The organism is Cellulomonas sp. WB94 (genome assembly GCF_003115775.1).
Classification (GTDB): Bacteria; Actinomycetota; Actinomycetes; order Actinomycetales; family Cellulomonadaceae; genus Cellulomonas_A.
In genome coordinates this window covers 728,174-740,326 of sequence record NZ_QEES01000002.1, presented here as the reverse complement: position 1 = coordinate 740,326, position 12,153 = coordinate 728,174, and the positions used below count along the sequence as shown (strand labels likewise).

13 protein-coding genes are annotated in these 12,153 nt (G+C 74.5%); 10 read left to right on the top strand and 3 right to left on the bottom strand.

Going from position 1 to position 12,153, the window contains the following annotated elements:
• Window positions 1-38: 38 nt before the first annotated feature.
• Window positions 39-641, top strand: a complete 603-nt coding sequence (locus tag DDP54_RS04475) for a hypothetical protein (protein ID WP_146192359.1) — start codon at window positions 39-41, stop codon at window positions 639-641.
• Between the two features lie 30 nt (window positions 642-671).
• Here the strand turns inward: DDP54_RS04475 and coaA are convergent, their stop codons facing one another.
• Window positions 672-1,628 (bottom strand): type I pantothenate kinase, encoded by a 957-nt coding sequence (gene coaA / locus DDP54_RS04470; RefSeq protein WP_109130724.1) that lies wholly within the window; start codon window positions 1,626-1,628, stop codon window positions 672-674.
• Between the two features lie 124 nt (window positions 1,629-1,752).
• Here coaA and glmS point away from each other — a divergent pair, with 124 nt between their 5' ends.
• Together glmS and DDP54_RS04460 are read left to right on the top strand one after the other, a co-directional pair.
• Window positions 1,753-3,612 (top strand): glutamine--fructose-6-phosphate transaminase (isomerizing), encoded by a 1,860-nt coding sequence (gene glmS / locus DDP54_RS04465; protein ID WP_109130723.1) that lies wholly within the window; start codon window positions 1,753-1,755, stop codon window positions 3,610-3,612.
• 10 nt (window positions 3,613-3,622) lie between these two features.
• Window positions 3,623-3,976, top strand: coding sequence for a holo-ACP synthase (locus DDP54_RS04460; RefSeq protein WP_109130722.1), 354 nt, complete (start codon window positions 3,623-3,625; stop codon window positions 3,974-3,976).
• A gap of 73 nt (window positions 3,977-4,049) precedes the next feature.
• Here DDP54_RS04460 and DDP54_RS04455 read toward each other — a convergent pair whose 3' ends face one another.
• Window positions 4,050-5,036, bottom strand: coding sequence for an LLM class F420-dependent oxidoreductase (locus DDP54_RS04455; protein ID WP_109130721.1), 987 nt, complete (start codon window positions 5,034-5,036; stop codon window positions 4,050-4,052).
• Window positions 5,037-5,107: 71 nt separating this feature from the next.
• Here DDP54_RS04455 and DDP54_RS04450 point away from each other — a divergent pair, with 71 nt between their 5' ends.
• The 7 genes from DDP54_RS04450 to DDP54_RS04420 all read left to right on the top strand — a co-directional run bounded on the left by DDP54_RS04450 (window position 5,108) and on the right by DDP54_RS04420 (window position 11,434).
• Window positions 5,108-6,739 (top strand): bifunctional ADP-dependent NAD(P)H-hydrate dehydratase/NAD(P)H-hydrate epimerase, encoded by a 1,632-nt coding sequence (locus DDP54_RS04450; protein WP_242448221.1) that lies wholly within the window; start codon window positions 5,108-5,110, stop codon window positions 6,737-6,739.
• A gap of 65 nt (window positions 6,740-6,804) precedes the next feature.
• The gene (locus DDP54_RS04445; protein ID WP_277949597.1) at window positions 6,805-7,422 is read left to right on the top strand and encodes a nucleoside/nucleotide kinase family protein; all 618 of its coding nucleotides are present in this window, start codon (window positions 6,805-6,807) and stop codon (window positions 7,420-7,422) included.
• A gap of 85 nt (window positions 7,423-7,507) precedes the next feature.
• A complete protein-coding gene (alr, locus tag DDP54_RS04440; RefSeq protein ID WP_109130719.1) occupies window positions 7,508-8,719 on the top strand; it encodes an alanine racemase in 1,212 nt (403 codons plus the stop codon).
• A complete protein-coding gene (locus DDP54_RS04435; protein ID WP_109130718.1) occupies window positions 8,716-9,327 on the top strand; it encodes a tRNA (adenosine(37)-N6)-threonylcarbamoyltransferase complex ATPase subunit type 1 TsaE in 612 nt (203 codons plus the stop codon). Before alr ends, DDP54_RS04435 begins: the two co-directional genes overlap by 4 nt.
• An 18-nt stretch (window positions 9,328-9,345) precedes the next feature.
• Window positions 9,346-10,050, top strand: coding sequence for a tRNA (adenosine(37)-N6)-threonylcarbamoyltransferase complex dimerization subunit type 1 TsaB (gene tsaB / locus DDP54_RS04430; RefSeq protein WP_109130717.1), 705 nt, complete (start codon window positions 9,346-9,348; stop codon window positions 10,048-10,050).
• A complete protein-coding gene (gene rimI / locus DDP54_RS04425; protein WP_109130716.1) occupies window positions 10,047-10,574 on the top strand; it encodes a ribosomal protein S18-alanine N-acetyltransferase in 528 nt (175 codons plus the stop codon). The genes tsaB and rimI overlap by 4 nt, the downstream gene beginning before the upstream one ends.
• A complete protein-coding gene (locus DDP54_RS04420; RefSeq protein ID WP_109130715.1) occupies window positions 10,571-11,434 on the top strand; it encodes a sulfurtransferase in 864 nt (287 codons plus the stop codon). Before rimI ends, DDP54_RS04420 begins: the two co-directional genes overlap by 4 nt.
• Window positions 11,435-11,440: 6 nt before the next feature.
• Here DDP54_RS04420 and DDP54_RS04415 read toward each other — a convergent pair whose 3' ends face one another.
• Window positions 11,441-12,094, bottom strand: coding sequence for a malonic semialdehyde reductase (locus DDP54_RS04415; RefSeq protein WP_109130714.1), 654 nt, complete (start codon window positions 12,092-12,094; stop codon window positions 11,441-11,443).
• Window positions 12,095-12,153: the final 59 nt, after the last annotated feature.

The window sequence follows — 12,153 nt, the reverse complement described above, 5'->3', positions numbered from 1 at the left end:
GGGGTGCATGCCGACGGACGAGACCGAGGTGGTGAGACATGCGTGGCCGGACTTTTGGGCGCCTCGTGACCGTCGCCGCCGTGACGCTGCTGGCGGGCTGCGCCACCGGTACGTCGCCGAACGCCTCACCCGCAACGATCGCGTCGGCTGCCGACTGCCTGGCACCGCAGGTCATCAACGACCTCGGGCTGCGTCCGGACGCACGAGAGCTGTCCGCGACCTCGCACCCCGACGTGCCCGAGCCGGGCGCCGTCCCGGTGGGCTTCGAGCCCGTCGGCGTCGTGGAGTGCAGGGCCGGTGAGCGGCTCACCGACGCCCAGGGCGTGTGGGACGCCATCACGGTGCGCCACCTCGAGGGTGACCTCGCGCCCCTGCTGGCGGCGCTCGCCGCGCCGCGCCCGACGTCGAGCGGCGACCAGCTGTGCCCGGCGAGCGACGCCGCGGCGTCCGAGCTGTGGCTCGTGGACGCGCTCGGCAGGGCGGTCCGTCCGGCGCCACCCGTCGACGCGTGCGGGGCTCCGACGGCGGGGGTCCGCACGGCGGTCGCCGCGCTGACCGAGATCGAGGTCGCGCACTACCGGGTACATCTCGCGGCGTCGCGCGCCACGGTCAGCCCGACCGTCGGGCCCACCGCGGGCTGACCCTGCTCCTCCGTCGCCGCGGTGCGGATGTCAGAGCTTGCGCAGGCGCACCCGCTGGACCGCGTGGTCGGCGCCCTTCGTGAGCACGAGCGTCGCGCGGCTGCGGGTCGGCAGGATGTTCTGCACGAGGTTGGGCGCGTTGATCGCGTCCCAGATCCCCTCGGCCCGCTCCACGGCCTCGTCGTCCGACAACGACGCGTACCGGTGGAAGAACGACTCGGGCCGCGCGAACGCCGTGTTCCGCAGCGACAGGAAGCGGTCGACGTACCACTGGCGGACGTCCGGCGTGCGGGCGTCGACGTAGATCGAGAAGTCGAAGAAGTCGCTGACGGCGAGGTTCGACGTGCCCTCGGCCGCGGGCCGTGCGGGCTGCAGGACGTTGAGCCCCTCGACGATGAGCACGTCGGGGCGCCGCACGACGACCTCGGCGCCCGGGACGATGTCGTAGGTGAGGTGGTCGTAGACGGGGGCCCGGACCTCGGGGCGGCCCGCCTTGACCCTCGAGACGAACCGGACGAGCGCGCGACGGTCGTACGACTCGGGGAAGCCCTTGCGGTCCATGAGGCCGCGACGCTCGAGCTCGGCGTTCGGGTACAGGAAGCCGTCCGTGGTGAGCAGCTCGACGTGGGGGGTGGCGGGCCAGCGTGCCATGAGCTCGCGCAGCAGGCGCGCCGTCGTCGACTTGCCCACGGCGACCGAGCCGGCCACGCCGATGACGAACGGGGTGCTCCCGGTGTCCTCGCGCAGGAACGTGCTCGACGCCTCGTGCAGCCCGCGGGTCGCGGCGACGTACAGATCCAGGAGACGGGAGATCGGGCGGTAGATCGCGTCGACCTCCGCGAGGTCGATCGGGTCGCCCAGACCGCGCAGGCGGGTGACGTCGGCGTCGGTCAGCGGCAGGGGGGTGGACGCCGAGAGCCGGGTCCACGCCTGCCGGTCGAGCTCGACGTACGGCGTCGACGGGACGGAGTCGGCACTGTGAGGCACGCACCGATTGTGCACGATCGGCGGGCGGGCGGGCGGGCTGGCCCGACAGAACACGTGAGCGGCGTGCGCAGCGGGCTGGGGCGACGTGCCTGGCCCGCCGCGTCACGCCGGTAGACTCCCCGCCATGTGCGGAATCGTCGGATACGTCGGCAGCCAGCAGCCCAACGGGCGCCCTCTCGAGGTCGTCCTGGGGGGACTGCGGCGCCTCGAGTACCGCGGGTACGACTCCGCAGGCGTCGCGCTGACCGGGACCGGCGACGGGAAGCTCGCCGTCACCAAGAAGGCCGGCAAGCTCGTCAACCTCATCGAGGCGCTCGACCTCGACCCGCTGCCCGCCTCCACCGCGGCCATCGGCCACACGCGCTGGGCGACGCACGGCGGTCCCACCGACGTCAACGCGCACCCGCACGTCGTCGGCAAGGTCGCGGTCATCCACAACGGCATCGTCGAGAACTTCGTCGCGCTCAAGGCGGAGCTCCTCGCCGCCGGCACGACGTTCACGTCCGAGACGGACACCGAGGTCGTGGCGCACCTGCTCGCTCGCGCGTACGACGTGCACGGCGACCTCACGGCCGCGCTGACCGCTGTCGTCCAGCGCCTGCAGGGCACGTTCACCCTCCTCGCGGTGCACGCCGACGTCCCCGACGTCGTCGTCGGTGCACGCCACGACTCGCCCCTCGTCGTCGGGCTCGGCGACGGGGAGAACTTCCTGGGGTCCGACGTGTCGGCGTTCATCGCCCAGACGAAGGACGCGCTCGAGCTCGACCAGGACCAGGTCGTGACGATCACGCCGACGTCGGTTGTCGTGACCGACTTCGCCGGAGGCCCGGCCCAGGGACGGCGCTACACCGTCGACTGGGACGCCGCCGCCGCCGAGAAGGGCGGCTTCCGCTCGTTCATGGACAAGGAGATCCACGACCAGCCGAAGGCGGTCGCCGACACCCTCCTGGGGCGCACCGACCTCGCGGGCCACCTCGTCCTCGACGACCTGCGCATCGACGAGTCCGTGCTGCGCTCGATCGACAAGATCATCGTCATCGCGTGCGGGACGGCGGCCTACGCCGGGCACGTCGCCAAGTACGCGATCGAGCACTGGTGCCGCATCCCGGTCGAGGTCGAGCTCGCGCACGAGTTCCGGTACCGCGACCCGGTCGTCAACGAGAAGACCCTGGTCGTCGCGATCTCGCAGTCCGGCGAGACGATGGACACCCTGATGGCGGTCCGGCACGCGCGCGAGCAGGGCGCCAAGGTCCTGGCGATCGTCAACACGCACGGCTCGACGATCCCGCGCGAGTCCGACGCCGTCCTCTACACGCACGCCGGGCCCGAGATCGCCGTCGCCTCCACCAAGGCGTTCCTGGCGCAGATCACCGCCGCGTACCTCCTGGGGCTCTACCTGGCGCAGCTGCGCGGGAACAAGTTCCCCGACGAGATCTCGGCGATTCTCGACGAGCTGCGCCTGATGCCCGCCAAGATCCAGCTCGTCCTCGACCGGGCCGGTCGCGTCCGCGAGATCGCCCGGTGGATGGCCGACACGACGTCGGTGCTCTTTCTCGGCCGGCACGTCGGGTTCCCCGTCGCGATGGAGGGTGCGCTCAAGCTCAAGGAGCTCGCGTACATCCACGCCGAGGGGTTCGCGGCGGGGGAGCTCAAGCACGGTCCCATCGCGCTCATCGAACCCGGACAGCCCGTGTTCGTCATCGTCCCGTCGCCGCGCGGCCGGGACTCGCTGCACTCCAAGGTGGTCTCGAACATCCAGGAGATCCGCGCGCGCGGGGCCCGGACGCTCGTGATCGCCGAGGACGGCGACGAGGCCGTGCGACCGTTCGCCGACGAGGTGTTCTACGTCCCGCAGTCGCCGGTCCTGCTCGCGCCGCTGCTCACGGTCGTGCCGCTGCAGCTCTTCGCGTGCGAGCTCGCGACGGCCCGCGGGCTCGACGTCGACCAGCCGCGCAACCTGGCGAAGTCCGTCACGGTCGAGTGAGCGACCTCGCGTGATCGTCGGCGTCGGCATCGACGTCGTGGACGTCGCGCGCTTCCTCGCGACGCTCGAGCGCGCGCCGCGGCTGCGGACGCGCCTGTTCACCGCGGACGAGCGTGACCTTCCGCCCGCGTCGCTCGCCGCGAGGTTCGCCGCGAAGGAGGCCATCGCGAAGTCCCTGGGCGCGCCGGCGGGCATGAGCTGGCAGGACGCGACGGTGCACCGCGTGTCGGGCGGTCAGGCGGTCGTCGAGACGCGAGGCACGGTCGCGGCGCGCGCGGCCGAGCTCGGGGTCACCCGGTTCCACCTGTCGATCTCGCACGACGCCGGCATCGCGTCGGCGGTCGTCGTCGCCGAGAGCGACTGAGCCGCACGTCGGTCGTGACCCGCGTCGGCGGAGCCTGACGGGGCGCGCCGGCCGTGGCGCGCCCCGTCAGACCTCAGCGAAACGCCGGGACGACCTCGCGCTCGAACAGCTCGATGCCCGAGCGGTCGTAGGCGGCCTCGGCGAAGTACGTGATCGCGTAGGTCATGCCGAGCGTCTCGAGCTCGCGCAGCTTCTCGACGATCTGCTCCGGGGTGCCGACGAGGGGCCCCTTGCGGAACTCCTCGGCGACGCCGGGCGCCTTGTCCGGGACCGTGAGGCTGTAGTGCTCCTCGATCCAGGCGATGCGGTCGTCGACCTCGGCCTGGGTGCTGCCGATGACCACGTTGAAGTTGGCCGAGCGCGTGATCTCGTCGAAGCTGCGGCCGATGTCGTCGCAGTGCCCGCGCAGGATCGCCGACTTGTGCGCGAACCCCTCGGGCGAGCCGTCGAAGTTCGTGTACGCCGCGTGCTCGGCGGCGATGCGCAGGGTCTTCTTCTCCCCGCCGCCGGCGATCCACAGGGGCGGGCCGTCGACCTGCAGGGGCAGCGGGGACAGCTGCGCGCCGTCGACCTTGTAGTGCACGCCGTCGAGCGTCGCGGTCCCGTTCGTCCACAGCTGCTTGAAGATCTGGACGCCCTCCTCGAGCATCGCGATCCGCTCGCCCGCGCGCGGGAACCCGTAGCCGTACGCGCGCCACTCCTGCTCGTACCAGCCGGCCCCGATGCCCATCTCGACGCGGCCGCCGGAGATGATGTCGGCCGTCGCGGCGACCTTGGCCAGGTAGGCGGGGTTCCGGTACGCCATGCACGTGCACATCTGGCCGAGCCGGACGCGCGTGGTGCTGGCGGCGTACGCGTTGATGAGGCTCCACGCCTCATGGGTGGCCTCGCCGTTGGGCTCGGGCACGGCGTGGAAGTGGTCGTACACCCAGATCGACTCGAAGGCGTCGCCGTCGTCGGCGTGCTTCGCGAGCGAGTGCATGACCTTCCAGTGGTCCTGCGGGGGGATCCCGGTGAGGGACTGACGCCAACCCTGGGGGATGAAGAGTCCGAAGCGCATGGTCCGAACGTACCTCGCCGCACGCGGGGTCGGCGCGCGTGCCGCCCGTGCGCGGGCCGGGCGGCGGCATGATGGGAGACGTGATCCTCGCCTTCGCCTCGGACGCCGTGCGCGCCGCCGAGGAGCCCCTGCTCGCAGCCGGTGCGCCGCTCATGGACCGCGCCTCGTTCGCACTCGCGGTGCGGGTCGCAGCCGAGCTGCGCGCGCGGCGGGGGCGGGTCGTCGGGGCCTCCGTCGTCGTGCTGGTCGGTGCCGGGAACAACGGCGGCGACGCCCTGCATGCCGGTGCGCTGCTCGCGCGTCGCGGTGCCGGCGTCCTGGCCGTCGCGACGTCGGACCGCGTGCACCCCGGTGGGCTCGCCGCGTTGCGCGCGGCCGGGGGGCGGATCGTGTCGGTGGCCGACGGCGGCCCGGGCCCCCGCGTGTGGGCGGGCGACGCGATCGCGGACGCGTACGCCGCTGACGTCGTCCTCGACGGGCTGCTGGGCATCGGGGCCCGCGGGGCGCTGCGGGGGCCCGCGGCGGAGGTCGTGCGGCTGCTCGGGGAGCTGATGGCGGACGAGAGCGCAGGTGGGCGGGGTTCCGGACCGATCGTCGTCGCGGTCGACGTGCCCAGCGGGATCGGTGTCGACGCCGGCGACGTGCCGCGGGACGACGACGCCGTGGAGGGTCGCGCCCGCCGTGGCGCCGACGATCGCGGCGACGGGCCGGACGGGTTCGGTGCGGTGCTGCCCGCGGACGTCACGGTGACGTTCGGTGCGGCCAAGGCCGGCCTGCTGCTGCCGCCCGCCGCCGGGCTCGCCGGACGCCTCGACGTGGTCGACATCGGGCTGGACCTCACGGGCGCGCGCCCGCTGGTGGCACGGCTGGAGACGGACGACGTCGCCGGGCTGTGGCCTGTACCGAGGGCGAGCTCGCACAAGTACACGCGAGGGGTCCTGGGCGTGGTCGCGGGCACGCCCACCTATCCCGGCGCGGCGGTCCTGACGGTCAGTGCGGCGGTCCGGGCAGGCGCCGGCATGGTCAGGTTCCTGGGCTCGCCGGGCGTCACGGCCACGGTCCTCGCAGCACGGCCTGAGGTCGTCGCGGGCGACGGGCGGGTGCAGGCCTGGGCCCTCGGGCCAGGCGTCGACCCGGGCGACAGCGCGCAGGCGGACCGGGTCCGGGACGGCCTCGCGCAGGCGCTCGCCCGTGAGCTGCCCGCCGTCGTCGACGCCGGAGGTCTCGCGCTCCTTCCGGAACGCCTCGCGCCATGGGTCGTCCTCACGCCGCACGCGGGCGAGCTCGCGACGCTGCTGAGTGCGCGCGGCGAGGACGTCGACCGCGCCCAGGTCGAGGCCGAGCCGCTGCGCTGGGCGCGTCGCGTGCACGAGCTCACGCACGCGACGGTGCTGCTCAAGGGCGCGGTGACCGTCGTCGTCGGACCGCAGGGTGCCGTGTACGCCCAGGCGGAGGCTCCCGCGTGGCTCGCGACGGCCGGTGCGGGCGACGTGCTCACGGGACTGCTCGGAGCCCTCCTGGCCGGCCGTGCGGAGGACGTCGTCGCCGACCCGACGCTCGTGGCGGCGCTCGCAGCGGCGGCCGCGCTCGTGCACGGGCGCGCGGCCGACCGCGCGAACCCTGGCGGTCCGGTCGCGGCGCTCGCGGTCGCGGACGCCCTGCCCGCCACGATCGCGGCCGTCCTGCGCGGCGACCTCGACTGACCTCCACCGACCGCGGCTGAACGCGTCCGCGCGAGGGGGCTCGCACCGGGCAGACTGGGCGCGTGCTGCTCGAGGACTCGTTGGCCGTGCGCGTCGCCGCGCTGATGGACGCCCGCCCGCGCCGGATCCTGGGGATCGTCGGGGCGCCCGGAGCAGGCAAGTCGACGCTCGCCGCCGCGGTCGCCGCGGCCTTCCCGGGACGGTGCGTCGTGGTGCCCATGGACGGGTTCCACCTGGCCCAGAGCGAGCTCGAGCGGCTCGGCCGCGCGGATCGCAAGGGTGCCCCCGACACGTTCGACGCCGCGGGCTACGTCGCCCTGCTCCGGCGGCTGCGAGCGCCGGTCGCGGAGGTGACCGTTTACGCGCCCGAGTACCACCGTGAGCTGCACAACGCCGTCGCGGGGGCGATCGGAGTGCCCGCCGAGGTGCCGCTCGTCCTGACCGAGGGCAACTACCTGCTGCTGGACTCGCACGGGTTCGGGCCGGTCGCCGAGCTGCTCGACGAGGTGTGGTTCGCCGAGCAGCCAGAGGTGCAGCGGCTCGCCCGGCTGGTCGCCCGGCACGAGCAGTTCGGCAAGGCGCCGGCCGCCGCGCGCGACTGGGCGCACGGCCCCGACCAGCGCAACGCCGAGCTCGTGGCGGCGACGCGCGCGAGGGCCGACGTCGTCGTTCCGGTGCCGTGAGGTGCCGCGGGCGAGCGCGACGCGGTCCGGGGGCGCGCGCGGAACGGCCACCGGACCGGTCCGGCGCCGGTGGGAGACTGGACCCGTGAGCAACTTCCCCGCGCGTGCCGTCGTCGACCTGGCCGCGATCCGCGGCAACGTCCGGGCCCTCGCGGCGCACGCACCGACCGCCCAGGTGATGGCCGTCGTCAAGGCCGACGCCTACGGGCACGGCCTCGTCCCCGCGGCGCGCGCTGCCCTCGAGGGTGGCGCCACCTGGCTCGGCACGGCGCAGATCGGCGAGGCGCTCGCGCTGCGGGCCGCCGGGTTCGACGCTCGCGTGCTCACCTGGCTGTACGCACCGGGCGCCCCCCTCGAGCAGGCCGTCGCCGCGGACATCGACGTGTCCGTCGCGGCGCCCTGGGCGCTCGAGGAGGTCGCCGACGGTGCCCGCCGCGCCGGGCGCACCGCCCGCGTGCACGTCAAGGTCGACACCGGGCTCGGTCGCAACGGCGTCACCCCCGACCGGCTCGAGGCGCTGCTCGACGCTGCCCTGCGCCTGCAGGCCGAGGGGGTCCTCGACGTTGTCGGGATCTGGTCGCACTTCGCCTTCGCCGACGAGCCGAGCCACCCGACCGTGCTCGCCCAGGCCGAGGTGTTCGCCGGCGCCGTCGCGCTCGCAGAGTCCCTGGGCGCGCGCCTCGAGGTCCGGCACCTCGCCAACTCGGCGGCGACGCTCACCAACCCCGCCGTCCACTACGACCTCGTGCGACCCGGCATCGCCGTCTACGGCCTGTCGCCCGTCCCGCAGCTCGGCGGGCCGGCGGACTTCGGTCTCGTGCCCGCGATGACGCTCGAGGCCGAGCTCGCGACGGTCAAGACGGTGGGCGGCGGCCAGGGCGTGTCCTACGCGCACGCCTACGTGACGCCCGGCGCGACGACGCTCGGCGTCGTGCCGCTCGGATATGCCGACGGGATCCCGCGGCACGCGTCGGGGTCAGCCGGCCAGCTGGGCGCGCCTGTCCAGGTCGGCGGGCGGCGGCTCGGGGTCGCCGGTCGCGTGTGCATGGACCAGTTCGTGCTCGACCTCGGTCCCGGGGCGCGCGAGGTCGCGGGCGACCGTGTGGAGCTGTTCGGCACCGGGGCCGACGGCGGGCCGACCGCCGAGGACTGGGCGGAGGCGGCCGGCACCATCAGCTACGAGATCGTCACGCGGCTCGGGTCGCGGGTGCCGCGCGTCCACGTGGACAGCGAGACGCCGGCCACGGACGACGACGTGGCCACGCCGACCGCGGCGATCGGGGCGGTCGGCCGATGACCGCGTCGACCGGGCCGGACCAGGAGCTGCCCGCCGGGCACCCCTCGCCCGTCACCGTCGAGCTCGCCGACGCCGACGCGACACGCGGGTACGGCCGTGCGCTCGCGGCGGTGCTCCGGGCGGGCGACCTCGTCGTGCTCACGGGTGACCTCGGTGCCGGCAAGACGACCCTCACGCAGGGCATCGGTGCGGGTCTCGGGGTGCGCGGGCAGGTCGCGTCGCCCACGTTCATCATCGCGCGCGTCCACCCGCCGCTGCCGGGGGTCGCAGCGACCTCGGGAGCCGCGGGGGAGGCGAGCACGCCCGGCGAGGCGGGGCCGGCCCTCGTGCACGTCGACGCGTACCGGCTCGGCTCGCTCGACGAGGTGGAGGCGCTCGACCTCGACACGAGCCTCGAGGACTCCGTCACGGTCGTCGAGTGGGGTGAGGGGCTGGTCGAGTCTCTCGCTTCGGACCGCCTCGAGCTCTCGATCCATCGTCCCCGCGGCGCGGCGCTGGTCGAGGCCGACGGAGGGGACGCACCCGAGGAGGACCCCGCGGGTGGCACGCGCACCGTCACGGTGCGCGCGGTCGGGGCCCGCTGGGCAGGGATCCGCCTGCCCTCCTGACAGTGGGATGCTGGGGCCGTGGCTGTTCTCGCACTCGACACCTCCGCTGCGGTCGCGGTCGCTCTCACTGACGGCTCGGGCCGGACCCTCGCAGCACGCTCCGTGCAGGAGCACCGGCGCCATGCGGAGCTGCTCGCTCCCCTGATCGACGAGGTCCTCACCGAGGCCGGCGTGGACCGGACGGCGGTCACGGCCGTCGTCGCCGGCACCGGTCCCGCGCCGTTCACCGGGCTGCGCGTCGGGCTCGTCACCGCGCGAGCGCTCGCTCTGGCCCTGGGCGTGCCGGTGCACGGCGTCTGCAGCCTCGACGCGATCGCGGCGCAGGCCGTGCGTGACCTGGCGCTCGCGGTCGGGACCGACGTGCTGGTCGTGACCGACGCGCGCCGCCGCGAGGTGTACTGGGCCCGGTACCGGGTGACCGGGGCGGCGACCGATCCTGAGCGCGCGATCGAGCTCGTGGCCGGACCCGGGGTCGACCACCCGGCGGCCGTCGCGGCGGACGGTGTCGCCGGCGTCGTCGTCGTCGGCCGTGGCGCGACGCTCTACCCCGACGACCTCCCCCTGACCGCGGGCGCTCCTCTGGACCCGGACCCGACCGAGCTCGCTCGCCTCGCCCTGCGCCGGCTCGCGTCCGACCCGGGTGCGGCCCTGTCGACCGAGCCGCTGTACCTGCGTCGGCCCGACGTCGTGCCGCCGACGGCGCGCAAGCGCGTCCTCGGGTGACCGAGCTGGCCCCGGGCGTCGTCGTGCGCCCGCTCACCCGCGCGGACCTGCCCGTCCTCGACCGCTTCGAACGCGAGCTCTTCGGTGCGGGCGCGTGGTCGCGCGCAGCGCTCGCGGAGGAGCTCGAAGGACCGGGGCGCTGGTACGTCGGTGGGCATGAGGTCGCGACCGGGGAGCTCGTCGGCTACGCCGGGCTGTCGTTCGACGGCGTCGACGCCGAGGTCATGACGATCGGTACGACCACCGGGCACCAGCGGCGCGGCGTCGGTTCTGCCCTGCTCGCGGCGCTCCTGGGACATGCGCGCGAGGTCGGTGCGGCCAACGTCTACCTCGAGGTCCGGGTCGACAACGACCCGGCGCTGCGGCTGTACGAGCGGGCAGGCTTCGTGCGGATGGGGCGTCGGCGCGGGTACTACCAGCCGGAGAACGTCGACGCCTGGACGATGAGCCTGGCGCTGAGCAACCCGCCCGCACCGGCAGCACCGCCCGCACCGAGCGACGACGACAAGGAGCAGATCTCGTGAGCACCGGCGACACCGCACGGACGGCAGTCCTCGTCGAGGCACAGCAGCTCGCCGCGCAGATCGCGAGCGGGGACGTCCCGGTCCTGCTCGACGTCCGCTGGGCGCTGGGCCGGAGCGACGGCCACGCCCAGTACCTCGCGGGTCACCTGCCGGGCGCGGTGTACGTGGACCTGGAGACCGAGCTCGCTGCGCCGGCGACGCCCGCGGACGGCCGCCACCCGTTGCCGGACGTCGCCGCGCTCGAGGCGGCTGCCCGGCGCTGGGGAGTCGGAGCGGGTGGGTCGGTCGTGGCGTACGACGCGGTCGGCGGGATGTCCGCGGCGCGTGCCTGGTGGCTCCTGCGGTGGGCCGGCGTGCGGGGAGTCCGGCTGCTCGACGGCGGGCTTGCTGACTGGCTCTCCGCCGGTGGATCGCTCGAGACGGGCGAGGTGACCCCGCCCGCCGGAGACGTCGTTCTCGTCCCGGGCGCGCTCGCGACGCTCGACGCCGACGAGGCGGCCGGGCTCGCATCGGCCGGGGTGCTGCTCGACGCGCGAGCGGGGGAGCGGTACCGGGGAGAGGTCGAGCCCGTCGACCCCCGGGCGGGGCACATCGCCGGCGCGGTGTCGGCGCCGACGTCCGACAACCGCGACGCGGACGGCCGGTTCCTGGGTGCGCAGGCGCTCCGGGACCGGTTCGCCGCGCTGGGTGTGCCGGGGCCGGCGCCGGTCGGGGTGTACTGCGGGTCCGGGGTCACGGCAGCGCACGAGGTCGCGGCGCTCGCCTCGATCGGTGTCGAGGCGGCGCTGTACCCGGGTTCCTGGTCGCAGTGGTCCGCCGACCCCGACCGTGCGGTGACGACGGGGCCCGATCCGCGCTAGCGACGGTCAGACGGTCCGGGCGACGTCCGTGAACGCGAGGCGCTCCGCGCGCGGGCGGGTCGCGTCCTCGACCGCAGGCTGGCCGACGTTGAGGACGAGCAGCGACTGCCAGCCGTTCTCGGCGAAGAACTCGGCGTCGATGCCCGCGGCGTCGAACCCGCCCATCGCACCGACGTGCAGCCCGGCTGCGCGCAGCCCGGTGATGAGGTAGCCGACCTGGATGAGGCCGGACTGCCGGGCGAGGCCCGTGCGTGAGCCGGCGTCGCCCTCGAACCTGTCGACCATGCCGACCGCGTGCGGCGCGAGCAACGGCAGGTGGTGGTGGAAGTTCGTGTCGGCGGCGGCGACGATCGTCAGGGGCGCGGCGAGGACCCGGTCACGGTTGCCCTCGTTCATGTGCGCGGCGAGACGCGTGCGGGCCTCGGGCGTCCGGACGAGGAGCAGGCGCAGCGGCACGGTGTTCATCGCCGTCGGGCCCCACCGGACCAGGTCGTAGGCCGCGCGGACGGCGCTGTCGGGCACGTCGTCGTCGGCGAACGTGTTCACGGTGCGCGCCTCGCGGAACAGCAGGTCGGCGACGTCGTCACCGATCGACAGCGGGGCCGCCTCGAGATCGGTCGGGAAGTCGAGCTCGGACAGGTCAGTGGTCTCGATCGTCATGGTGGTTGAAGCGTCAACTCCCCGCGCCCCATTCCGTCCGCGCTGGTGACGCATGTCAC